Origin of the sequence: Bacillus sp. A1, assembly GCF_042296235.1 — a bacterium.
In the GTDB taxonomy this organism is placed as follows: domain Bacteria; phylum Bacillota; class Bacilli; order Bacillales; family Bacillaceae; genus Bacillus; species Bacillus velezensis.
Genome location: NZ_CP141181.1, coordinates 3,136,288 through 3,158,565 on the forward strand (window position 1 = coordinate 3,136,288; position 22,278 = coordinate 3,158,565).

General features: G+C 46.4%; 23 protein-coding genes and 2 pseudogenes. 5 read left to right on the forward strand and 20 right to left on the reverse strand.

Going from position 1 to position 22,278, the window contains the following annotated elements; genetic code table 11:
- The 6 genes from U2H13_RS15430 to U2H13_RS15455 form a co-directional block, all read right to left on the reverse strand.
- Complete coding sequence (locus U2H13_RS15430) at positions 1–528, reverse strand: stage II sporulation protein M (RefSeq protein WP_072176766.1); 528 nt, start codon at positions 526–528, stop codon at positions 1–3.
- Positions 525–1,229 carry an ABC transporter ATP-binding protein gene (locus tag U2H13_RS15435; RefSeq protein ID WP_017419446.1) on the reverse strand — a complete coding sequence of 235 codons (705 nt, stop codon included), beginning with the start codon at positions 1,227–1,229 and terminating at the stop codon, positions 525–527. The genes U2H13_RS15430 and U2H13_RS15435 overlap by 4 nt, the downstream gene beginning before the upstream one ends.
- Positions 1,222–2,877: a hypothetical protein gene (locus U2H13_RS15440; protein ID WP_276351346.1), complete on the reverse strand. Its 1,656-nt coding sequence runs from the start codon at positions 2,875–2,877 to the stop codon at positions 1,222–1,224. The genes U2H13_RS15435 and U2H13_RS15440 overlap by 8 nt, the downstream gene beginning before the upstream one ends.
- Positions 2,878–2,959: 82 nt before the next feature.
- Positions 2,960–3,295, reverse strand: a complete 336-nt coding sequence (locus tag U2H13_RS15445) for an uberolysin/carnocyclin family circular bacteriocin (protein ID WP_003151973.1) — start codon at positions 3,293–3,295, stop codon at positions 2,960–2,962.
- A gap of 67 nt (positions 3,296–3,362) precedes the next feature.
- A complete protein-coding gene (locus tag U2H13_RS15450) occupies positions 3,363–3,935 on the reverse strand; it encodes a hypothetical protein (protein WP_021495383.1) in 573 nt (190 codons plus the stop codon).
- Positions 3,936–4,193: 258 nt separating this feature from the next.
- The gene (locus tag U2H13_RS15455) at positions 4,194–4,781 is read right to left on the reverse strand and encodes a GNAT family N-acetyltransferase (RefSeq protein WP_052018772.1); all 588 of its coding nucleotides are present in this window, start codon (positions 4,779–4,781) and stop codon (positions 4,194–4,196) included.
- A 317-nt stretch (positions 4,782–5,098) separates the two neighbouring features.
- Between U2H13_RS15455 and U2H13_RS15460 the strand changes: the two are divergent.
- A pseudogene (locus U2H13_RS15460) lies at positions 5,099–5,861 on the forward strand (SDR family oxidoreductase).
- Positions 5,862–6,003: 142 nt separating this feature from the next.
- Here U2H13_RS15460 and U2H13_RS15465 read toward each other — a convergent pair.
- From U2H13_RS15465 to U2H13_RS15480, 4 genes are all read right to left on the reverse strand, one after another.
- Positions 6,004–6,366: an iron-sulfur cluster assembly accessory protein gene (locus U2H13_RS15465; protein WP_003151967.1), complete on the reverse strand. Its 363-nt coding sequence runs from the start codon at positions 6,364–6,366 to the stop codon at positions 6,004–6,006.
- 76 nt (positions 6,367–6,442) lie between these two features.
- On the reverse strand, positions 6,443–7,297 hold the full coding sequence (gene dapF, locus U2H13_RS15470; RefSeq protein WP_014418790.1) for a diaminopimelate epimerase: 855 nt from the start codon (positions 7,295–7,297) through the stop codon (positions 6,443–6,445).
- 123 nt (positions 7,298–7,420) lie between these two features.
- Complete coding sequence (locus tag U2H13_RS15475; RefSeq protein WP_024085753.1) at positions 7,421–8,638, reverse strand: NupC/NupG family nucleoside CNT transporter; 1,218 nt, start codon at positions 8,636–8,638, stop codon at positions 7,421–7,423.
- Positions 8,639–8,772: 134 nt separating this feature from the next.
- Positions 8,773–9,009, reverse strand: a complete 237-nt coding sequence (locus U2H13_RS15480) for a YuzB family protein (protein ID WP_007408721.1) — start codon at positions 9,007–9,009, stop codon at positions 8,773–8,775.
- Positions 9,010–9,274: 265 nt separating this feature from the next.
- Between U2H13_RS15480 and U2H13_RS15485 the strand changes: the two genes are divergently transcribed.
- Complete coding sequence (locus U2H13_RS15485) at positions 9,275–10,342, forward strand: NAD(P)/FAD-dependent oxidoreductase (protein ID WP_014418791.1); 1,068 nt, start codon at positions 9,275–9,277, stop codon at positions 10,340–10,342.
- 37 nt (positions 10,343–10,379) lie between these two features.
- On the opposite strand, the gene U2H13_RS15490 is transcribed toward U2H13_RS15485, so the two are convergent.
- Positions 10,380–10,706 carry a YuzD family protein gene (locus U2H13_RS15490; protein ID WP_017419453.1) on the reverse strand — a complete coding sequence of 109 codons (327 nt, stop codon included), beginning with the start codon at positions 10,704–10,706 and terminating at the stop codon, positions 10,380–10,382.
- Positions 10,707–10,785: 79 nt separating this feature from the next.
- Here U2H13_RS15490 and U2H13_RS15495 point away from each other — a divergent pair, with 79 nt between their 5' ends.
- Positions 10,786–11,121, forward strand: a complete 336-nt coding sequence (locus U2H13_RS15495) for a NifU family protein (RefSeq protein WP_169510385.1) — start codon at positions 10,786–10,788, stop codon at positions 11,119–11,121.
- A gap of 40 nt (positions 11,122–11,161) precedes the next feature.
- On the opposite strand, the pseudogene U2H13_RS15500 reads toward U2H13_RS15495, so the two are convergent.
- The 5 genes and pseudogenes from U2H13_RS15500 to yutH all read right to left on the reverse strand — a co-directional run bounded on the left by U2H13_RS15500 (position 11,162) and on the right by yutH (position 17,745).
- Positions 11,162–13,139: pseudogene (locus U2H13_RS15500) on the reverse strand (S9 family peptidase).
- Positions 13,140–13,241: 102 nt separating this feature from the next.
- Positions 13,242–14,171: a homoserine kinase gene (gene thrB / locus U2H13_RS15505; protein ID WP_014418794.1), complete on the reverse strand. Its 930-nt coding sequence runs from the start codon at positions 14,169–14,171 to the stop codon at positions 13,242–13,244.
- On the reverse strand, positions 14,168–15,226 hold the full coding sequence (thrC, locus tag U2H13_RS15510; RefSeq protein WP_014721762.1) for a threonine synthase: 1,059 nt from the start codon (positions 15,224–15,226) through the stop codon (positions 14,168–14,170). Before thrC ends, thrB begins: the two co-directional genes overlap by 4 nt.
- Entirely contained in the window at positions 15,226–16,527 is a 1,302-nt protein-coding gene (locus U2H13_RS15515) for a homoserine dehydrogenase (protein ID WP_376700525.1), read from the reverse strand. Before U2H13_RS15515 ends, thrC begins: the two co-directional genes overlap by 1 nt.
- A gap of 201 nt (positions 16,528–16,728) precedes the next feature.
- Positions 16,729–17,745 carry a spore coat putative kinase YutH gene (yutH, locus tag U2H13_RS15520; protein WP_029973819.1) on the reverse strand — a complete coding sequence of 339 codons (1,017 nt, stop codon included), beginning with the start codon at positions 17,743–17,745 and terminating at the stop codon, positions 16,729–16,731.
- Between the two features lie 153 nt (positions 17,746–17,898).
- Between yutH and U2H13_RS15525 the strand changes: the two genes are divergently transcribed.
- A complete protein-coding gene (locus tag U2H13_RS15525) occupies positions 17,899–18,399 on the forward strand; it encodes a phosphatidylglycerophosphatase A (RefSeq protein ID WP_003151934.1) in 501 nt (166 codons plus the stop codon).
- Between the two features lie 26 nt (positions 18,400–18,425).
- On the opposite strand, the gene U2H13_RS15530 is transcribed toward U2H13_RS15525, so the two are convergent.
- From U2H13_RS15530 to lipA, 4 genes are all read right to left on the reverse strand, one after another.
- Positions 18,426–19,196: a TIGR01457 family HAD-type hydrolase gene (locus tag U2H13_RS15530; protein ID WP_022553728.1), complete on the reverse strand. Its 771-nt coding sequence runs from the start codon at positions 19,194–19,196 to the stop codon at positions 18,426–18,428.
- A gap of 33 nt (positions 19,197–19,229) precedes the next feature.
- A complete protein-coding gene (locus U2H13_RS15535) occupies positions 19,230–19,664 on the reverse strand; it encodes a DUF86 domain-containing protein (protein ID WP_017419457.1) in 435 nt (144 codons plus the stop codon).
- A 25-nt stretch (positions 19,665–19,689) separates the two neighbouring features.
- Positions 19,690–19,965, reverse strand: coding sequence for a YutD family protein (locus U2H13_RS15540; RefSeq protein WP_003151928.1), 276 nt, complete (start codon positions 19,963–19,965; stop codon positions 19,690–19,692).
- Positions 19,966–20,182: 217 nt separating this feature from the next.
- The gene (lipA, locus tag U2H13_RS15545; RefSeq protein WP_003151923.1) at positions 20,183–21,079 is read right to left on the reverse strand and encodes a lipoyl synthase; all 897 of its coding nucleotides are present in this window, start codon (positions 21,077–21,079) and stop codon (positions 20,183–20,185) included.
- 202 nt (positions 21,080–21,281) lie between these two features.
- On the opposite strand from lipA, the gene lytH reads away from it, so the two are divergent.
- Positions 21,282–22,259, forward strand: coding sequence for an L-Ala--D-Glu endopeptidase (gene lytH, locus U2H13_RS15550; RefSeq protein ID WP_022553729.1), 978 nt, complete (start codon positions 21,282–21,284; stop codon positions 22,257–22,259).
- Positions 22,260–22,278: the final 19 nt, after the last annotated feature.

Here is a 22,278-nt window from a genome sequence, read left to right on the forward strand (position 1 = left end):
TTACTTAAAAATTGGTGTGATGTAAGCTTCAATAATGGCAGCGGCGATCAGCAGACAAATAATTATGAGCACCAATATTCCAATATGCCTGAACATTGAAGCCATTATCTTTTTTTCCTTAGAAAAACACAGCCTGATGACCAATTCAACGCCCTTAAAACCAATGGCGCCACTTAATAATAACGCGGGAACTTCAAATATACCATGAGGAATTAGCAGTAAAAAAATCTGATAAAAAGGAACCCCGCTATGCACATTTTCTATAATAGAGCCGCTTAAAATAAACCCGTTGGTGAATAAATAAAAGATTGAGGTCAATCCAAAGGTAAAAAAACCCGCGGCTAAAAACAGACAAGCGATTGCATTGTTTTTCAGCAGTTCAACCGCGCCTGACGAGCCGTTGTAAGACGCTGATGAAACAAAGTGATCGGAAAAAAACGCAGCGATCACACCGCCTGAAAAAAACAGCAATGACGCGGTTAACGGAATGACAGACGTCCTGATTGCCGGCAACATGCGGTTCATCATGTATAGATACTCTCAGCCAATTCTTCAATCTCTTCTAATGAATGCTCGGATGACTGATACTCCGCCGCAAAAACGCCCTCATGTATAATACCGATCGTATCGCACAGCGAATGTGCCAGCTCCAGCAGGTGAGTCGATAACAGGACCGTATTTCCCTGCTTGACGTACTCCTTTAATAACGTCCGTATCGTTTTACCGCTGATTAAATCAATGCCCGTCAGCGGCTCGTCAAGAATTAATATCTTTGGCTGATGAATGAGCGCGGCCGCAATTGATAATTTTTGTTTCATTCCGTGTGAATATGTTTTAATCAGCTGATTTCCGTCTTGAGCAAGCTTCAGCGTCTCTAACATATTCTTTATATAATCATTTGTCCGCTGAGACGGCACTTGAAACATCTCCGCTGTAAAACGCAAGTATTCGACTCCCGTTAAGTAATCATATAAAAAAGCATGGTCGGGCACAAAACCGATATCAGCCGATAGTTGCCCCCCCTCTTCTGAATCCAGTTCCTTGCCGTCAATCATGACGCGGCCTGAAGTCGGTTTAAGCAGGCCCGAAATGATTTTCAAAGTCGTTGTTTTCCCGACTCCATTAGTCCCCAGCAAAGCATAAATTGAGCCTTTTTTCACCTCAAACGAAATATCTTTCAACACCTGTTTTTCACTATAGTTTTTTTGTATATTCACTAATTTAATCATTGTTCGCAAACCTTTCCGCCATATTGATTCTGCGAAGAAACAGAAACATGACTCCATAGTTTAATAGTGTGAACAGGACAAAAATACCTGATGCAGAATGAATAAGCATCGTTTCAAGTTCCGGCTTTTTATAGATAAAATACGATGTGATCGCAGCGATTTGAAGCGACACAATGAAAATGAAAGAACTGTATAAGTTGTTATACGTCTTTGCTTTCCCCGCTTCTCCAATTTCGTACAGATGCTCCCAGTTTTTCTTAGGATACAGGGCGGTGCTTGAAATCTGGACAAGACTGTATAAAAAACCCGAACATAAAAACACAATAAACAAGTAAATCGTCAGCGCCGCAGAAGACGGAAAAAACACCGTAATCAAAATGGTGATGATGAACGAATAGATAAGAGCGGCGAGATTATAAATACATACTTTCGGAAACACCAGCTGCCACGCATGTTTGATATTCCGGTGAAACAAATGCTGATTTTTTATTTCCCCGTCCACTGATAATACTGTTTTGAGCGCATCTCCGACGAGCTGATACGAAAAGTTCGCAATGATAACCGCCGCAGACACGATGGCGGCTGCCGAATACCCGATAAAGTGATGCGATAAAAGCGGAATACAAAAACCTAAAAACAGCATGAACAAATACAGCATACTGCCGAAGTTCCTGATAAAAAACCCGTCAATTCTCGATAAGAACAGGAGGTCCTTTTGAAAAACGGCATGAAATATTTTGTTATTTCTATATAATTTCAGCTTTGGCGCAAAATCTGCGTTTGTCAAAAACATATAAGGAATAAGGTCCATTTTCTTCAGGGTGGCCGACCACAGTTTAAACATTCCCGCCGTTAAAAGGACGGCGGCCGCAAACACCGCAGCGAAAACGAGCACGGAATGTGAGCGGAATGCTAACCATACATACGGCGTATTCATGAGGATGTTCCGGAAAGCCGGTGACTCCGTAAAGCTAGAAATATCCTTTGCGGTATACTCCCCAAACACGAGAAGATAAACGGCATACCCGACTGCAAGCGGAACCAGCAGGCTGACGCTGAATAAAATGCCTTTCAGGATTTTCAAGTAAAACAATTTGCTCCACATATTTGTAAGGAGATAAACAACATAAGAAAACAGCATAGATAAAAATAAATTGAGAAGAAAATAAACGAAGCCCAAGAAAAATACGATGATCGCCGCAGACCCGGTCATGCCTGCGCTTGATAAAAACAAAAAGACCGGAAAAACAAAAAGATACCATACGAAAATGGTTTTTTTGATCGCCTGGCCGGCAAAAACAGAAAACAGCTGTAAAAAACGCACCTTTTTTAATTGATGAATGACCTTACGCGTATCCAGCAGAAAGGCATTGTGATGTTCTTTAAAGAAGCCGGCAGCCCAAAAAAGCTGCTCAAGTGAAACGGCGATTAAAACAAATTGCCCCCATGCGCTGAGGGGCAGCTGAATCAGTTTTGTCCCGAATACAACACCGCATCCAAGGAAAACGAGATATAAACATAACAGAGAAATAATAATGGCAGACAGCAGTTTGCTGTTGAGTTGAGGAATGCCCCAATCTTCCTTTCTTTTTCGAAACGATGACAGGGTATTATATTTGATAAGAGCCGCAATTTGTTTGACTATCATACTTTCAATCCTTACATATGTATTTGGGAGAGAGGCTCTTTTTGCAGCTTGTACAAAAAGAGCAATTATTTATTGATCGATTTTACCAAGCAGCTGCGTATTTTTTGCCGTATTTCTTAATCATTGTTTTTGCTGTTGCAACGATTGCATAAGAAATCGCGCCTGCGCCTGTAACGATACCGATAAGAGAAATGATAGAAGCAATTGTTGATGCCGCATCAATAATATCAATTGCTTTTTTAGCTGCTGCTGTAGAGATGCCGAGAGTAGAAGCTAATTCAGCATTGGCTGAGAATGCATGAGCCGCCGCCACGTTTAATTCAGTTCCCGTTAATAATAGTGCATAAACCAATGTTGCTGCAGCAAGAGCCGCGCCAAACAAAATGAAAGACTTTTTATTAGATTTTACTAAGTTCATCATAACATCTCCCTACTCTGTTTTTTTAATTTATAATAAAATTCAGCTTAATTGACTCTCTCCCGAGCTAAATTTTATCCGCCATAAAATAGTTTAAAAAAATAGTAAAGAGTTTTAGTAAAACAAAACATCCAGTCAAAATGATTCTCTTGCCTTTACTGAGATCGGTCAGTTTTCCTGCGGCAGCATAAAGAGCCGCGATTGATATGAGCAGAAATGGGTCCAGCAGCTGCAGACTCAAGCTGGTGCCGCCGGCAGAATATATAAGCGAGGAATCAGCCGTTAAGTAGTTAACAACTGAAAGAATCAACATTTTAAATGCCGAGATTAAAGAAGTCAGCGTATATAGAAGCAAATAATTTTTTTTCGGTTTCTTTGTGCCGAGAATAAAAGCGGCAACGAATAACAGAAATCCGCCTATCAGAATTTCCACAAAAGTTGTGAAGATCATAAATCCTTGCAGAAACATGACAATCGTACGAACACTTTTCTCCCCGATATCGTAGGTACTTTCTCCGACGGAAGAATAATACGACTGCAGAACTTTATCTGAAATACTGAATTGGAAGAGTAATGAACAGATCAAAATGATGAAAAAAGAACTTAAAAATATTTTTTTATTGCTCAATTGACCTATCATATTATCATCCTTTTCTTACAAAATAAATTAACTATTCTATACTTTTACAATTTAGTTTAATCCTATCAAAAAATCAATATCCTTTCGAAAAATATGACTTTAGAACGTGTTGACAATGAGCACATCTTTCAGAGTTTTCAGTTCTATATACCCTTTATTTTTTTTTGAATTTGCAAATAGTATGATTCAAACAATTGATTTGAAGTTTTAGGAAGAACCTGTCGAAAGAGACGAAGGATATAAAAAAGGAGGATATCGTCATGTATCCTCCGGATGTATGATCGCCAGCACCTGATGATCTTCCCATTTTCCATTTATTTTTACATTTTTTCTCGCAATGCCTTCTTTATGAAAGCCAGCTTTTTCGAGCACCCGGATTGACGCCTTATTGTGCGGCATGACTCCGGCTTCTATCCGATGCAGTTTCAGCTCATTGAATGCATAATCGACTGCCAGCTTGACAGCCTTCGTCGCATAGCCTTTCCCGTTATGTTTGCCATCTAAAAAATAACCGATAAAAGCGCTTTGGAGGGAACCCCGAACCACCTGAAAAAGGCTGATCGTGCCAATCAGGGTCTGATCCTGAAGAAAAATGCCGAAGCTGTATTCTGTGTCATTTTCCGCATTCTTCAGTGATTGTTCAATTCGTTTTTTCCGGCCTTCCAGCGTATAAAAATCCTCTTGTCTCGACATGGCAAACCGTTCAAAAAACATGCGGTTTTCCGTCTGCAAAACCAGTTCCTGCTCTGCATCATTCAGGCTGAGCGGCCTGATATCAACGCTGTTTCCTTCCTGCACATGTATCGCCGTCCTTTTGTTTTGGTTTTTTAATTGCCTCTCACCCATGTGATACGGTACGCTTTATTGCATCAATAAAATTCCAAGACTTTACATTCACCTTTCCTTTCGTGACCTATGTCTGATGTGAGTAACCGAAACGGAATCACAAGGTTCTTTTGTTGACTTAAACCGTGCTTTAAGCCGTATCATCATATTGTGACGAGGAAAGAATAGTTTTGGCGGGTTTCCCGATGATCTAAAAATCAATTTTACAGAATCACTGCTGTCTTATTTCATGCCTATTTGCGGGATGAATATATTGATTGGATCAAAGCTGAAATGTTATCTAAGAAGTATGAAACAATCGGAAAAGAGGAGTTAATATGAAACTGACGGGAAATACAATACTGATTACAGGCGGAAATGCCGGAATAGGATTGGCTTTCGCAGAACAAATTTTTAAAAGCGGGAAATAAAGTCATTGTGACCGGACGGCGTGAGCACGCTCTTCAAAAAGCAAAGGAAACATTCCCGGATCTTATTACATATGTCAGTGATTTGAGCATTCCATCTGAACGTATATCACTGTTTGATTGGGTGAAAGAAAATTATCCGGAAGTGAATGTGTTAGTAAACAACGCGGGGATTCAACAACGTTTTCACGTGCTGAAAGCGGATGCGAAGGACAATTGGGACTATTTCAATAAAGAAATCACAACGAACATTGAAGCTCCCTTCCACCTGTCTATGCTGTTCGCTCCGTTTTTTGCCGGAAAAAAAGATGCGGCTGTCATTAACGTCTCTTCGGGATTGGCTTTTACACCGCTTGCTATTGCACCGATCTATTCAGCAACGAAAGCGGCGCTTCATTCATTTACAATGAGTCTGAGACATCAGCTTTCTGATTCATCTGTAGAAGTGATTGAAGTTGCGCCTCCGGCGGTGAATACAGATTTAGGCGGAGCAGGGCTGCATACTCAAGGAGAACCGCTGGATGAATTCGCTGATGGGATTTTTAAAGGACTGAAAGAGGGCAAACAAGAAATCGGATATGGTTCTTCAGCGGAACGGCTGCGCATGTCACGGGATAAAGCCGATGAACATACGGCAAATATGTACAATGCAATGAAACATACAATTGAATAACATCTTTAAAAAAGCAAAACCCGCTTCTGTTGAGCGGGTTTTATTTTTATTAAACAGATAAACGCCTTTCTTAACAATGGTGCAAGCGCCATCGAAAAGAAAGACGTCTTATTTTTTCATCCTAAGAATGGCGGGTTGACCCTTAGCACTCTTCCGGCGTACCGGCGTTTTTGGCCGTGCGGAAAGATGAACCGCAGCCGCAGGAAGCGATGGCGTTCGGGTTGTCAATGGTGAAACCGCCGCCCATCATGGACTGTTTGAAGTCAATGATCGTGCCGGTCATGATATCGAGGCTTTCGCTGTCGACCAAGACGGTGATTCCGTGCTGTTCAAACATGCTGTCTTTTTCGCCTTTTTCATGCTCAAATCCCATCCCGTAAGACAGGCCGCTGCAGCCGCCGCCTTTTACGCCCACACGAAGGAACGCGTTTTCTTCTTCATGCTCTTTCATCATATCTTTTATATGCAAAGCCGCTGCTTCAGTGATGGTTACTGGAACACTCATAGGTAGACCTCCTTTTTTAAAAACAATGCTGATATCTATTATAAACCTTGAGGAGAGTATTTCTCAAACGAGCTGTTTACAAATAAAAGACGCCGCTGCATACGGTTTCGGCGGGTCCCGTCATCAGCACGTGCCCGTTGTCCTGCCAATTAATCACAAGGTCGCCTCCCGCTAAATGAACGGTGATATCCCGGTTTCGTTCGGAAACACCGTTCAATACGGATGCGACAGCCGCCGCACAGGCGCCTGTTCCGCAAGCCTGTGTAATGCCGGAGCCGCGTTCCCATACGCGGAAATGAAGTTCATCGGCGCTGACGGTTTCCACAAATTCGACATTGACGCCTTCCGGAAATCTCGGGTCTTTTTCAATGACGGGACCGAGCGTTGTAAGAGGCGCTTGATTGATATCCGCAACCGGAAAAACAATATGGGGGTTTCCCATTGATACGGCTGTTCCGGAAAGCTCCGTTTCTCCAAAAACAAAGGTTTCATCGATCGTCCGTTCATCTTCATTGCCGAGCATCGGCAGCTCTTTTTTGGTGAGGCGCGGTTCGCCCATATCGACGGCGACTTCACGCACAATCCCGTTGTCCTCTGTAATGTCTGCTTTCACAAGACCTGAAAGCGTCTCAATGAAAAAGGACGTTTCTTCTGTCAGCTTATGTTCGTATGCGTACTTTGCCACACAGCGAAGGCCGTTGCCGCAATTTTTCCCTTCTGAGCCGTCATTATTAAAAATCCGCATTTTGACGGGCGCTTTTTCTGACGGACAGATGAGGATCATTCCGTCAGAGCCGATGCCCGTGTGAATGCTGGACACTTTAACGGCAATCTCAGCCAGCCGTTCTTCCGGCAGCTGTTCTTCAAATTGATTTACATATATATAACTGTTTCCAAGACCGTGCATCTTGGTAAAACGGAATGAATTCATATCGGCCTCCAACTTTTTTTCTTTTACTTAGTATAAAAGCTCTTCTGCTCGGACACAATACAAATATCCCCCGTTTTTCATACATAAAAGCTCCCTGCATATGCAGGGAGCTTTTATCGTTTACTAAATAAACATGCCGGCAATCGCCGCGCTGAGAAGGTTTGCGAGTGTTCCCGCAATAACCGCTCTTAATCCGAGGCGCGCAATGTCCGAACGGCGGCTTGGGGCCAATCCGCCCAGTGTGCCGAGCATAATCGCAATCGAAGAGAAGTTGGCAAATCCGCACAGCGCAAAGCTGATAATCGTAGACGTTTTTTTAGAAAAGTCCGCAATATGCGGACCGAAGTTTGAATAAGCGACAAACTCATTCAGAACAAGTTTCTGTCCGATATAGCTTCCCGCTCCGAGCGCTTCATGCCAAGGAACGCCGATTACAAATGCGATCGGTGAAAACACGTAACCGAGAATGGATTCCAATGTAATATGTTTGAAACCGAACCAGCCGCCGATTCCGCCGAGAATTCCGTTCACTACGGCGATGAGCGCGACAAACGCAAGCAGCATGGCGCCGACATTTAGAGCAATCTGCAGACCCGTTGACGCGCCTTTTGCCGCTGCATCAATCACATTAGCGGCGCCCTCGCCTTCTTCGTCCATATTAAAATCGCCTTTTATCGTCTGCGTTTTTTCCGTTTCAGGTATTAACATTTTTCCGAACACGAGACCGGCGGGAGCCGCCATAAAGCTGGCCGCCAGCAGGTATTCGATCGGAATGCCTAACAGGGCGTAACCGAAAAGCGTCGAACCCGCTACAGCCGAAAGGCCGCTCGTCATAATCGTAAACAGCTCGGAACGGGTCAATCCCGCAATCAGCGGTTTAATGGCAAGCGGTGATTCAGACTGTCCGACAAAAATATTCGCAGCCGCCGCAAGCGATTCCGTTCTGCTTGTCCCAAGAAGTTTTGACAGTCCGCCTCCGATGACGCGAAAGATGAGCTGCATGATTTTCAAGTGATACAAAACGGCAATCAGCGCTGAGAAAAAGATAATGACCGGCAGAACGCTCAGCGCAAAAGCTGGGCTGCTGCCCACTTTTAACAGCGGGCCAAAAATAAAGCTGATGCCTTCGTTCGCATAATCAATGAGAAGCTGCACACGGCTTGAGAACCATAAAAATACGGCCCGGCCGGCGTCCCACTTTAATACGATGAATCCGAAGGCCATTTGTAAACATAAACCGACAATAACGGTTCGCAGGTTAATTTTGCTTTTCTTCTCTGATAACAAAAAAGCAATGGCTAATATAGCAACTGCCCCGAGCAGCCCCCAAACGATATTCAATGAATCCACCTCTAAAATTTTATTTAAAAAAAGTCTTTATTAAGATAACAATATTTATTTTTGCTGTCTACAAATTTTTTATTTTGCCAAAACCCGGGGCGCAATAAAAAAGAGACCCCGTTCGGAGCCTCTGATTAAAACATCGGATTTTCTTCTATGAATGTATATATGTTGTCAACCAGTTCAGCAGGTGTGCCTCCCGTGACCACTTCGCCGTTAACCAGGGCGAACAGGGACTCCATGCATTTTCCGCAATAGCTTAAACAGCCGTATTCAAGCACGTCCAAGTTCGGATCCTTCTCTAAGATCTCAAGTGCTTCCTGGGAACCGCGCGCTAAATTGCTGACACAGAATTCAATCATCGGATTCATGCGGTTTCACCTCACATATGTACCTTATCCTAACGGAATTTCCTCTATTCGTCAAAGATCCGCTTTCACGCTCAATGTTATCGTAACATATTAATTCAAGTTAAGGTTTTACTATTACGTGTTTTCTGGTCAATTTGTAGGTTATTTTAAAACTATTATTGTGGTTTTAGATCAAATTCGATATAATTCTAGATGTTATTTTACATAGTTCGTTATTTTGTAACAACATTGACTACCATATTTTTCGGGCAAAAGGGGAATCATTATGAAAAAATTGGTCTTGATCGGCGGGGGTTACGGAAACATGCGGGTGCTGCACCGCTTACTGCCGAACCAGCTTCCGTCAGATATATCCATCACGCTGATTGACAGAAACCCGTATCACTGCTTAAAAACAGAATATTATGCGCTCGCTGCCGGCACGATTTCTGATCATCATATCAGGGTGTCTTTTCCTGAGCATCCGAATCTGGATGTTCAATACGGTGAGGTGGCTTCCGTCGACACGAAAAACAAACAGGTTCTGTTTCATGACCGCGAACCGATTTCTTACGATGACGCGGTGATCGGACTGGGCTGCGAGGATAAGTATCATAACGTGCCCGGCGCGCCGGAACATACTTACAGCATTCAGACCATTGATCAGTCACGCGAAGCCTATCAAAAGCTGAACAACCTCGGCGCCAATGCATCTGTCGCTATCGTCGGAGCGGGATTAAGCGGCGTGGAGCTTGCCAGTGAATTAAGAGAGAGCCGTGACGATCTGAAGATTATGTTATTTGACCGGGGCGACCTGATTTTATCAAGCTTTCCGAAAAGACTCAGCAAGTATGTTCAGAAATGGTTTGAAGAACACGGCGTCACCATTATCAATAATGCGAATATTACAAAAGTGGAAGACGGGATCGTTTATAATCATGATGAAGGAATACCGGCCGATGCCATCGTGTGGACGGCGGGAATTCAGCCGAATAAAGCCGTCAGAGAAATGGACGCTGAAAAAGATCCGCAGGGCCGCATCGTTTTAACACCGCACCACAATCTTCCGGGCGATGAGCATGTTTACGTCGTCGGTGATTGCGCGAGCCTGCCGCATGCGCCGAGCGCCCAGCTGGCTGAAGCACAAGCGGAACAAATTGTGCAGATCCTCCTGAAACGCTGGAACAATGAAGAGCTGCCGGAAACAATGCCGCAATTTAAGCTGAAAGGCGTTCTCGGTTCACTCGGAAAAAAAGCGGGCTTCGGTCTTGTCAACGACCGTCCGCTCATTGGGCGTGTGCCCCGTTTATTAAAATCAGGCCTTTTATGGATGTACAAGCATCATAACGGCTGATAAGAAAAAAGCCGCTGATTGCGATCAGCGGCCATTTTTAAGAGCCCGCCACATAGCCGCGCTTTTCCATCTCTTCATATATATCTTTTAAATGCGGATTCCCTTCCCCCACAATGACATCCTCCACCAGCACGAGCGGATAGAAAAATTCATCGTTTCTGATGCGCTCCGCAAGCTCTTCTGTCTCCTTTTGCTGAGGCGGTGCGTCAATATCAATATACCGCATGTTAAAAGGCTGCTCCGGGTATTTCCGTTTCAGCGCCGCCTCCAGCCACTCAAACGTATCTTTGGCGCTCGGCATATTCACGCAGCTTGCGCAAAGCGTTTCAGCGCCGTAAACACTGAGCGTAACCGGCTTTGTCATGTATATCATCCCCTTTACACCAGTATACAAAGGACGGGGCAGCTTTTGTATAAAAAACGGTTTTTATGTTCAAGTTTAAATATGCTATAATGGAGAAAGCAGCTTTGCAAACCAAACATTAGATTTTTACCGTTACTGTGAATATAATGGTTTTATGTATATGAAAGGAGCGAATCTCATGACTGAGGTTGAAATGAAAGAGCAAGTACAGGAAGTATTGGATAAATTACGTCCGTTTCTGCTTCGTGACGGCGGTGACTGTGAGCTTGTTGATGTAGACGAAGGCATTGTAAAGCTTCGCCTCCTTGGCGCATGCGGCAGCTGCCCAAGTTCAACGATTACGCTGAAAGCCGGAATCGAACGCGCCCTTCTTGAAGAAGTACCGGGTGTCGTTGAAGTAGAACAAGTATTTTAATCATAAAACCAGGCTGTATGACAGCCTGGTTTTTTATTTTTTACAAATAGTCATCAAACCATGAACAAATATAACGGATCCGTTTCATCCGCTGTTCCGGATGCCCGCTTCTCGACAGCTCATGCGTGGCTTTCGGAAATCGGATGAACGACGTCGTTTTGTTCAGTTTCTTCAACGCGGTAAAGAGCTGCTCAGCCTGCTCTATCGGACAGCGGTCATCGCGCTCACCGTGCAGAATCAAAAGCGGCGTCGAAACGCGGGACGCATATTTTACAGGAGAACGATCCCAAAGCTTATCCGCTTCCTCAAACAAATCATGTCCGAGCTGCCAGTCGGTAAAAAAGAAACCGATATCGCTGACACCGTGGAAGCTGAACCAATTTGAAATGGAGCGCTGCGTGACGGCTGCTTTAAAACGGCCTGTCTGCCCGACAATCCAATTCGTCATAAACCCTCCGTAGCTTCCGCCCGTCACACCGAGACGGCCGCTGTCAATAAACGGATACGCCTGAACGGCTTCATCCACCGCCTGCATGACATCACGGTAATCTCCGCCTCCGTAATCACCCCTGACACGATTGACAAAATCCTGCCCGTAGCCGTGGCTTCCTCTCGGGTTGACATACACGACAGCATATCCTTGTGCGGCCAGCACTTGGAATTCGTGAAAATACGTATGGCCGTACATCATGTGAGGCCCGCCGTGTATGTATAGAATGAGGGGATAAGTTTGATCCTCTTCAAAAACGGCGGGCTTTAAAAACCAGCCGTTTACCGTCAGCCCGTCCTTTGTTTCATATTGCAGCTTTTCCGGCACGGATATGATGCGCTCCTCAATAAACCGATCATTGTCGGATGTCAATTGCTTCTCTTCCCCATCTTCGAGCGAAATGCTGTAAAGCTCGGAAGGCTGTGCGGGTTTGGCAATGACAGCGATACAGCTTTTCTGATCAGGATGAAAAGCAAAACCGTTCACATACTCTTCTTCTAATCGGATCGGATATACGAGACCGTCAAATCGAGATATAATAAATACCGGTGCTTCCCTGCTCGCTCCCGAGAACGTAAAATCCCTGCCCGTCGTTTGTCCATACCGGCCGGGGCGTCACTCCCCCTATGATTGAATCCGCAATCAGCGCATCGCTCAAATGAACATCCAGCATGTCGGTCAGGCAGGTGAGCCGCTCAGTTTTCACGTCGTACAGCCACGCTTTTTCTAAAGTCGCATTGCGAAATTCATTTTCATGGCCCAGCATCGCGATATAAGAACCGTCCGATGAAAACACGCAGGAACCGAAAGAACCGCGGTGCGGCGTAATCTGCTTCAGGCTTCCGTCCGCCAGATTCATCAGATAGACATCGCTTGGCTTTCCGGCGTCACCCGGCTCGCATAAATTGGCGGTAAACGCAAGCTGCCTGCCATCCGGTGAAAAGGCCGCGTCATAATGATCCGCTTCATGATCCGTCAGCTGCTGAATCTCCCCCGTTTCAAGATGAATCAGCACAAGCTGGGCCCAGCTTCCGTTCAGCAGGCCTTTCCCGTCACGTTTATATGTTAATGACTGAATGTCAACCGGCTCATACTCGTCATGCTTCTTTTTTTCTTTCTCATCGGCGCGCTCCGCTGATGTCAGACTGACGGACACAAGCACGGATCTGCCGTCGGGCGCCCATATCGGATCTGATACGCCCCAAGGAATATCGGCCGCCTGTTCCGCCTCTCCGCCGGCAGCGTCGATGATGTACAGCTGAGGGACGCCGTTCTCCCTGTCAGAAACAAAGGCGAGGCGCCGTCCATCAGGCGACCACCGCGGACTTGTATTTCTATTGTCCCCGAAAGTCCACGGGTTTGAGATGCCGGATTCTGTGTCATATACCATAATGGCTGAGGAATAGGAATCACGCTTATGATTGACTGTTGTCCGGACGTAAGCGGCTCTTCTGCCGTCAGGGGCATATTGCGGGTCTGTCACGGATACGAGTGACGCAATGTCCTCCTCGGTTATGAGTTTTTTCAATCGTATCTCCTCCTTTTCTTTTTTATTTCGCTTCCCTAAATAAAAATCCTTCTCCAGAAAAAGAAAGCGTCCTTCTCTGATGGGAAGAACGCTTTTTTATCATTATACACTTTTCACCTGCTCTAAAGGATTCCGTTCAATTACGCTTCCTTCTGACGGGACGGTAAGCGCCGCAATCTCACAGTGAGGGAAATGCTCAGAAAGCTGTTTTCTCAGCTCTTCTCCCTTTCCTTTTTCAATCAGAACAAGAATCGTCGGTCCCGCTCCGCTCAGCGCCGTTCCGTAAGCGCCTTTCATTTCGGCCGCATGTTCCACCTTTGAAAGCTCAGGAACAAGCATGGCGCGGTACGGCTGATGGAGCATGTCTTTTCTCATCATTTTCCCGGCGAGCGCCCAGTCATTTGACATGATCGCAGCAACGAGAAGGTTGCTGACGGCGCTTGCTTTAACGGCGTGCCGGTACGGCAGCTCTTTCGGGAGCACGTCTCTTGCGTCCCTGGTCAGAACTTCGTAAAACGGAATCACTGCCACAACGTCGATATCCGCTTCGGCAACACGCACGATATGTGTTTCATCTTCTTCGTGAAGGCCGATCACAAGCCCTCCTGCAAGGGAAGCAGCGGCATTATCAGGGTGCCCCTCTTCAAGACTGGCTAAGTGCAGCTTGTCACTTTCCGACAGCTGCAGGCCGCATAACTCATCCGCAAGCTCAATGGCGGCGACGATAGCGGCCGCGCTGCTTCCGAGACCCCGCGCAAGGGGGATGTCACTCCACACTTTGACATGGGCGGGCGGCAGCTCTTTCTGATAGCGGTCAGCCGTCCGTTTGGCGACTTGGTAGATGAGGTTGTCCGTTCCTTGAGGGATGCCCGCGACAGTTTCGGTTTCCGCCGAGAACTGCCATTCATCGTTTCGGAAAACCGAAAGCTTCAAATATCTGCTGAGCGCCATCCCGACGGAATCAAACCCAGGCCCTAAGTTGGCGGTGCTTCCCGGAACCGTAATGGAAAACAGCATCTCCGCCTCATTCATACACGCGCCGCTCCATTTAAGTATTCCAGAATACTGTCCTCATCTGTCGGCAGCGTAATCGGTTTTATGTCAGAAACGTCCACAGCCGTGTTCGGATCTTTCAGGCCGTTTCCGGTCAAAACTGCGACAACCTTGCTGCCTTTTGGAATTTCACCGGATTTCACCTGTTTCAGAACGCCGGCGATGGATGCACAGGAGCCCGGTTCGGCAAACACGCCTTCTTCACGGGCAATCAGCTGATAAGCGTGAAGAATTTCTTCATCTGTGACTTCATCAATTTTTCCGGCTGATTCTTCCGCAGCGAGCACCGCTTTGTCCCAGCTGGCAGGATTCCCGATTCGGATTGCCGTCGCAACGGTCTCTGGATTTTTAATGACTTCGCCGCGGACGATAGCCGCAGAACCTTCCGCCTCAAAACCGCGCATCTTCGGAAGTCCGGTGCCGTTTTTCTCATGGTATTCTTTGAACCCTTTCCAGTAGGCCGTGATATTCCCGGCGTTTCCTACCGGGATCGCCAGAATGTCCGGCGCTCCGCCGAGCTGTTCGCATACTTCAAAGGCCGCTGTTTTTTGCCCTTCAATCCGGTAAGGGTTTACTGAATTCACTAATGCAATCGGTGATTTTTCGCAAATTGACCGGACGATGGCCAGCGCGTCGTCAAAGTTTCCGTCAATCGCAATGATTTCCGCACCGTACATGACGGCCTGCGCAAGTTTTCCGAAGGCGATTTTTCCGTCCGGGATGATGACGATGCATTTCATGCCTGCTCTCGCCGCGTATGCCGCAGCCGCCGCGGATGTGTTGCCTGTAGAGGCGCACATGATGGTATCATTGCCTTCTTCTTTCGCTTTGGCGACCGCCATGACCATGCCGCGGTCTTTAAAGGACCCCGTCGGATTAACGCCCTCTGTTTTCACATGCAGTTCAATTCCGAGCTTTTCAGAAAGCTTCGGCAGGTGAATCAGCGGCGTGTTGCCTTCATGCAGTGTCAGGGCCGGCGTCCGATCCGTCACCGGCAGAAATTCTTTATATTGATGGATGAGTCCTTTCCACATTAGCTCCAACCGTTCCCTTCTACGCGATATGTGCTTTTTACTTCTTGTACGACTTCGAGGTCATTTAAGTTTTGCAGAATGTCACTGAAATCTTCTTCCGATGTATGATGCGTGACGATGACGATTTCCGCGAGGTCGTCATGGCCTTTGATCGGCAGCTGCAGAATTTTTTCAAAGCTGACGCCGCGCTCTGAGAAGGCCGATGTGATTTTTGAAAAAGAGCCGACCTGGTCTTTGACGTGAATTCTTAAAAACTGCTGGGCATAGATATCAGACGGCTGCTTCAGATTTCTTTCATACTGCGGAGCGACAAAGCTGTTTCCGTTTACGCCGAGACGCATGTTTTTCATGACCGCGACCAGATCGGAAACGACCGATGTCGCAGTCGGCATGCTTCCGGCTCCGGGGCCGTAAAACATCGTTTCGCCGACGGCTTCTCCGTACACGTAAACGGCATTGAACTCGTTATGCACCGCAGAGAGCGGATGATGATCCGGAAGCAGTGTCGGCTGAACGCTGACTTCGATTTTATTGTCATCACGCTGGGCGATGCCGATCAGCTTCATCGTATAGCCGAGCCGTTTGCTGAAGCTGATGTCTTCATCCGTAATCCGGGAAATTCCTTTTACTTTGACATCGTCCAGATCGACGTTCATAGAGAAGCCGAGACGGGCTAAAATCGCCATCTTGCGCGCGGCATCGAGCCCTTCTACATCGGCGGTCGGGTCCGCTTCCGCGAATCCGAGATCCTGCGCTTCTTTCAGCACTTCCTCATACGGGCTTTTTTCTTTAATCATTTTCGTTAAGATGAAGTTCGTCGTTCCGTTGACGATTCCCATCATTTTTGTGATCCGGTCAGAGGAAAGGCCTTCTTCGAGCGTGCGTAAAATCGGGATTCCGCCGGCGACACTCGCTTCATAATACAAGTCACAGCCATTTTCCTTTGCGGCGGCTAAAAGCTCTGAGCCATATACGGCGATCAGATCTTTATTTGCGGTCACAACATGTTTTTTCGCTTTCAAGGCGTCAAGAAGATATTGCTTCGTCTGTTCGACACCGCCGATGACTTCAATAATCACGTCGACCTCAGGGTCATCGATTACATCATAGACTTCTGTCGTCAGCACTTCTTTCGGCAGGTCTGCGTCTCGTTTTTTATCAATATCTTTAACTAGCACTTTTTTGATCGTCACCGGACAGCCGACCTGGTGCATAAGCTTATCCTGATGATCTTGTATAATTTTGACGACACCGCTTCCCACGGTTCCCAGTCCTAACAGTCCAATACGAATCGCTTCCAAAGAGAAACTCCACCTTTCTTCCTTTTGTCCACTAGAAAAGGACAATTGTTAACCCTTCACAGACATTTAAGTTACAAATATTATATAAGCCCGCATTTGTTTTGACAAGCGGCTGAATATTGTTTCTACAGCTATGAAAACGCTTAACACACTGATATGACAAGATTCCCTATTTTCTAAATATTTTTACGTCATATTTTCTTACGAACTGATTCCTTTTCCGAGCCACGCCACAGGCGGGACAAAAACCTGCGCCGACCTGACATTCATCATGTCGTGACATGTCTGTAAAAACTGTTCATAGCGGGTGCAGTCGGCAAGAATGTAGTCAAGCTGCTCTTCGTAAAACTGTTTTTCAGAATCATGAGAAATGTAATAGCTCTCCACCGTCTCGAAGAAATGGAGCGGAAACAGCAGGCGGCTGTAAAACAGGCGCTTGGAAAAGGAGGATAACGGCGTAACTTGCTCATATTCCTGCAGAAACAAAAACCCATCTTTGAGCAGGTCGTCACGATGATACAAATATGTGCTGCGCATATATTCCGCAATATCACGGGCGGCATGGTCGAATACCCAATCGCCCGGAATGCGGATCAATGATTCCTCCGACCAGGTATCCCGTTCCATCCGCTGATGGCAGATTGTCCCCGAGTCTTCTGCGCCGGGATTGTCATCCAACTCCGTATCCACTAAATATTGAATGGCGTTTTCCGCTAAACCTGAATAATAAGGAAATGCTTCGATCATTTTCTTTTCGAACGGTTCAAGCGGAGACATATGAATTTTCTGCATCCAGAATGATTCCAGCTGATCCACCCGTTTTCCCCATAAGTCCTTCCATTGGCCGATCCTGCCCGCTTCTTTCACTTCGTACGGAAAACCCCGCCCTTTTCTGTGAAATTCGGCAAGCTCCCCTCCGACAGAAAACGACCGGTTTGAGACGGGAATCGGCGCTTTTAAGAGCGCATACGTTTTGCCTTCGTCCTCAAAGGTCAGTTCTCCTTCCTTCGTAAAGATAAACACTGAAACGTATGGGTCACTTTGTTCTTGTAAATACTGACTCATGTAGTAAAGCTCCGTCAGCTCTGATTGCGAAAACCCGGAGACGGGAATAATAAGAAAGAAGGAATTTGGCGTCTGGAAGCATTGGTATTTCTGATAAACGGAGAGCTGTCTGACGTGGATGCCGTATTTTTCTTTAATGATGCTTTTCATCATAATCACCTGCCTGAAAAATTAGAGCTATTCACATCGTAGTCATACGCCGGCGGAATTATGAATACATATTGTAATCCTTTGAATAAGTGGAGAAACATCGTACACATCGGAAGAGTGTTGTATAAACTAGTAAAAAAAGATTGGGTGAAGCAAATGTCAGAAAAGGAACAACTGAATCAGGTGGAAGCTGTCGCCAGGGCGCGTTTAAAAGAACGGGGGGTTGAGACGGACGATATTGCCGAGCTGGTGTATTTCCTTCAAAAAAAATATCATCCTGATTTGACGATGGAGGTATGCAGGCTCAATGTGGACCGTGTCATCGCAAAACGCGAGGTGCAAAACGCCATTTTAACGGGAATAGAATTAGATGTGCTCGCCGAACAAAAAAAGCTGTCTGAACCGCTTCAGACTATTCTGGCGATTGATGAAAGCCTGTATGGGGTTGACGAGGTGCTCGCCTTCTCTATCGTGAATATATACGGCTCAATCGGCTTTACGAATTACGGCTACATTGACAAAGAAAAACCCGGCATTCTCGGGCGGTTAAATGATAAATCTACGGGCGAATGCCATACGTTTCTTGATGATATCGTCGGCGCAATCGCAGCAGCGGCTTCAAGCCGGCTTGCTCACAGCGCCAGAAATACAGAATAAGGACGGCCGTCATGGCCGTCCCTTTTTTATAGATGTTCAATCCATTCGGTTAAAGAGTCAATCGCATATGTCGGCTTCTGGTCGTAATCTGCCATATGCTCACGCTTTGTCACTCCGGTATGAACCAGCAGCGTATCCATGCCCGCATTGATGCCGGCTATAATATCCGTGGCATAGTTATCGCCGACCATGAGTGTTTCGGAAATATCCGTTCCGAGCACACGCATCGCCTGTTCCATAATAATGGATTCAGGCTTGCCGATAAAGACAGGCTCAACACCCGTTGACACCGTCAAAACGGATGTGAGCGAACCGTTCCCTGGTAAAAGCCCTCTTTCAGTCGGAATGGCGACGTCGCCGTTTGTTGAAATGAACCGGGCGCCGTTTCTGATCGCAAGGCATCCCGTTGCCAACTTTTCATATGTAATGCCGCGGTCGATTCCCACAACGACAAAGTCCGCGTTTTCTTCTCCGAAGCTCAGCCCGTTTTCTTCAATGGCCTGACGGATGCCTTCTTCGCCGATCACATATACCGACGCGTCTTTTTTCTGCTGGGCGATATGCTGCGCAGTCGCCATGCTCGTCGTGAAGACCTGCTCTTCAGATGCCGGAATGTCAAAGCTCATCAGCTTGTCCGCCACCTGCTTCGGCGTCCGGGAAGAATTGTTCGTCACGAATAAATACGGAATGCCGCGCGCTTTAAGCGTTCTCACGAATTCACACGCTTCTTCGATTTTTTCCGTCCCGTTGTACATTGTGCCGTCCAAATCTATCAAATACCCTTTATAATCCTTCATACTCAACACTCCTGTGGATTTTCTCACTCGTTGTTATTTAAATGCGGAAACAGGCCCTAATTCTGTTTCCAGATAGGTTCTTACACGGGCCGGAAAGGCTTTCAGCACGTCCCTGTTTGACGTGATCAGCGTTAACAGCTCCTGATGGTCGGCGTGCTGATATTCCTGGACAAGCTGCTTTCTGGAAGAGATCAGTTGCTTCAGCTTATTTCCTTCATCCTCAGCTACCACCTTTTCATCCGTCAGAATATCCATGATGTCGTCATAACTCCCCGGATCGCGCATGATAAAGCCGTCAATCATATCATTTCCGACATCGAGAATGCATTCGATCATAAGATGGCTGATCCGCTCAAGCGCCCTTTTTTCGATTTCGCTCTGCCATGCAGGCGTGCTGTCAAACAGCGCCAGCTGGGTCTCAAAAAAACGGAGTGTTTGTTCGATATTATTTCTGTCAACAAAATACACGTGACAGCATCCCCTTCTGCATCAATTATTTTCTGATTCGTTTTAAAACAAAATACGCGCAGCCGAAATTGCAGTATTCGTAAATGTATTCGTCCAATGTGCTGATTTTCGTTTCAAAGGTTGCTTTTTGATTCTGGTCATCAAAGAAGCCTTTGAGCCGCAGCTGACTGTATCCCCAGTCTCCCACAATGTAATCATATTTATTTAATATGTCCGAATAGCGGGCTTTGAACGCTTCTTCATTAAAGCCGTTTTTAAAATCGTGTACGAGTTCAAACTCGGCATTTTGAATAAGAATCATGTCTTCACCTCTTTTATCACTCTTTACTATCATAATTCATTGACTTCTGTCCATCAATTGCAAAATGAGACGGTTCGGACGGACGGAGAATTTTTCCTCTTTATATCCAGTGTAGCGGTTCAGACGATCCTTATTCAAGAATGACTTTTTCCCTGCAAAAACGGCTCCATCACAAAAAACCCAAAACCTGCGGCGTTTTGGGTTTTTTCGGCTTATCTTATGCTTGGGCCTGGCGTTTTTTAGACGCTTCGTTCACTTGTTCATCCGCATGGTAGGAAGAACGGACAAGCGGGCCTGCTTCACAGTGGCTGAAGCCTTTTTGCATCGCGATTTCTTTCAGTTCGGCAAATTCGTCCGGATGATAATATTTTTGAACTTTTAAATGTTTTTTCGACGGCTGCAGGTATTGGCCGATCGCCATGATGTCGACATTGTTCGCAAGCAGGTCGTCCATCACTTCAATAATTTCTTCCTTCGTTTCGCCGAGACCGATCATAATGCTTGATTTCGTCGGGATGTCAGGCTGCATTTCTTTCGCACGGCGCAAGAATTCCAAAGAACGGTCATATGTTGCGCGGGCCCGGACTCTCGGTGTCAGGCGGCGGACGGTTTCAATGTTGTGGTTCAGAATATCAGGACGGGTATCCATTAATGTTTTCAGGTTGTCGTAATTTCCGCCCATATCGGATGGCAGCACTTCAATTGTCGTGAACGGGCTTTTTCTGCGGATCGCCCGGACCGTTTCCGCAAAGACGCCTGCTCCGCCGTCTTTCTGATCATCACGCGCTACGGCCGTGATGACGGCGTGTTTTAAATTCATCAGCGCGACGGAATCAGCTACGCGTTCCGGTTCCTGCAGATCCAGCTCAGTCGGCAGACCCGTTTTTACAGCGCAGAAGCGGCATGCTCTCGTACAGACGGAACCGAGAATCATGAACGTCGCCGTACGTCTGACAGCCCAGCATTCATGGATGTTCGGGCATTTTGCTTCTTCACATACGGTATGCAGATTATTTTCACGCATTAATTTTTTCAGACCCGTATAGTTTTCATTCGTGTTCAGCTTTATTTTGAGCCATTCCGGCTTTCTCAGATGCTCGTCTTTCTTTGCCATTTCCCCATCATCTCCATTATCCCTTTATTCATGTTCGTGTGCGAAAAATTTCTATTTCACGATGGATATAAAACTTGCGGATTTCTATTCAATAGTCACTTTAACATAGGAAAAATTTCTCGACAAGGGAAGAGAATTACTTACATTTTCTCGGATTGTTGCCGCAAACTATTTGTATTCAATCCTGAAAGGAGATCATGTTGTGAAAGTTCTGTTATCTGCTCTTCTCCTTTTATCAGTTTTCTGTCCGGCTGCAAGCGGGAAAGAACAATCGGCTCCTGTTTACGGCGAACGGATGCAGTTGTACCGCAAAGCCGAAGCAGTCACGCAGATTCCTTGGTATGTGCTTGCGGCGGTTGACCAATATGAAGAAAATGTCCGCTCGAATCGAAAGGATCTGCCGGAAAAAGCGGGAATCATCAGCATTTATATTCCGGATCATTTGTGGAGCGGCCCTGAAAATCCAAATCCTAAGGACGATGCGCCTCTCAGCATTAAAGTATTTGACGGGATCGGCCTGGACGGCGACGGCGACGGAAAAGCCGAGGTAAGCAATGATGAGGATATCCTTTATACATTTGCTCAGTATTTAGCGGGATTCGGAACGGATCTTGACCATATCCGCATCGGCCTCTGGAATTATTACCGCCGCGATCAGACGGTCGGCATTATCACCGAATTCATAACACTGTTTAAAACGTTCGGCCGCCTTGATCTCGGAGAGCACGCTTTTCCGCTTCCCGTGAAGACGGATTACAGCTACCGCAGCACATGGGGCGCCGCACGGGGTTTCGGCGGGCGCCGGATTCACGAAGGAACGGATCTGTTCGCTCATTACGGGCTCCCCGTCAGATCGACCTGCTACGGTATTGTTGAAATGAAGGGCTGGAACCGTTTCGGCGGCTGGAGAATCGGCATCAGGGATATCAATAACACGTATCACTACTTCGCTCACCTGAACGGCTTTGCAAAAGGTGTGCATAAAGGCCAGATCGTCAAACCCGGAGAGGTGATCGGCTCTGTCGGCAGTTCCGGATACGGACCGCCGGGCACCGCGGGAAAATTTCCGCCGCATCTTCACTACGGGATGTATAAAGATAACGGCAGATCGGAATGGTCTTTTGACCCGTATCCTCATTTAAGGGCATGGGAACGAAAAGAAATCCGCAGGAAAAAGTAAACACACAGCCGCCAGGAAA

Bases quoted from the DNA above. Each gene is read 5' to 3' on its own strand.
- U2H13_RS15430 (WP_072176766.1), bottom strand. From the start codon at position 528: ATGATGAACCGCATGTTGCCGGCAATCAGGACGTCTGTCATTCCGTTA.
- U2H13_RS15435 (WP_017419446.1), bottom strand. From the start codon at position 1,229: ATGATTAAATTAGTGAATATACAAAAAAACTATAGTGAAAAACAGGTG.
- U2H13_RS15440 (WP_276351346.1), bottom strand. From the start codon at position 2,877: ATGATAGTCAAACAAATTGCGGCTCTTATCAAATATAATACCCTGTCA.
- U2H13_RS15445 (WP_003151973.1), bottom strand. From the start codon at position 3,295: ATGAACTTAGTAAAATCTAATAAAAAGTCTTTCATTTTGTTTGGCGCG.
- U2H13_RS15450 (WP_021495383.1), bottom strand. From the start codon at position 3,935: ATGATAGGTCAATTGAGCAATAAAAAAATATTTTTAAGTTCTTTTTTC.
- U2H13_RS15455 (WP_052018772.1), bottom strand. From the start codon at position 4,781: ATGGGTGAGAGGCAATTAAAAAACCAAAACAAAAGGACGGCGATACAT.
- U2H13_RS15465 (WP_003151967.1), bottom strand. From the start codon at position 6,366: ATGAGTGTTCCAGTAACCATCACTGAAGCAGCGGCTTTGCATATAAAA.
- dapF (WP_014418790.1), bottom strand. From the start codon at position 7,297: ATGAATTCATTCCGTTTTACCAAGATGCACGGTCTTGGAAACAGTTAT.
- U2H13_RS15480 (WP_007408721.1), bottom strand. From the start codon at position 9,009: ATGAATCCGATGATTGAATTCTGTGTCAGCAATTTAGCGCGCGGTTCC.
- U2H13_RS15485 (WP_014418791.1), top strand. From the start codon at position 9,275: ATGAAAAAATTGGTCTTGATCGGCGGGGGTTACGGAAACATGCGGGTG.
- U2H13_RS15490 (WP_017419453.1), bottom strand. From the start codon at position 10,706: ATGACAAAGCCGGTTACGCTCAGTGTTTACGGCGCTGAAACGCTTTGC.
- thrB (WP_014418794.1), bottom strand. From the start codon at position 14,171: ATGAATGAGGCGGAGATGCTGTTTTCCATTACGGTTCCGGGAAGCACC.
- thrC (WP_014721762.1), bottom strand. From the start codon at position 15,226: ATGTGGAAAGGACTCATCCATCAATATAAAGAATTTCTGCCGGTGACG.
- yutH (WP_029973819.1), bottom strand. From the start codon at position 17,745: ATGATGAAAAGCATCATTAAAGAAAAATACGGCATCCACGTCAGACAG.
- U2H13_RS15525 (WP_003151934.1), top strand. From the start codon at position 17,899: ATGTCAGAAAAGGAACAACTGAATCAGGTGGAAGCTGTCGCCAGGGCG.
- U2H13_RS15530 (WP_022553728.1), bottom strand. From the start codon at position 19,196: ATGAAGGATTATAAAGGGTATTTGATAGATTTGGACGGCACAATGTAC.
- U2H13_RS15540 (WP_003151928.1), bottom strand. From the start codon at position 19,965: ATGATTCTTATTCAAAATGCCGAGTTTGAACTCGTACACGATTTTAAA.
- lipA (WP_003151923.1), bottom strand. From the start codon at position 21,079: ATGGCAAAGAAAGACGAGCATCTGAGAAAGCCGGAATGGCTCAAAATA.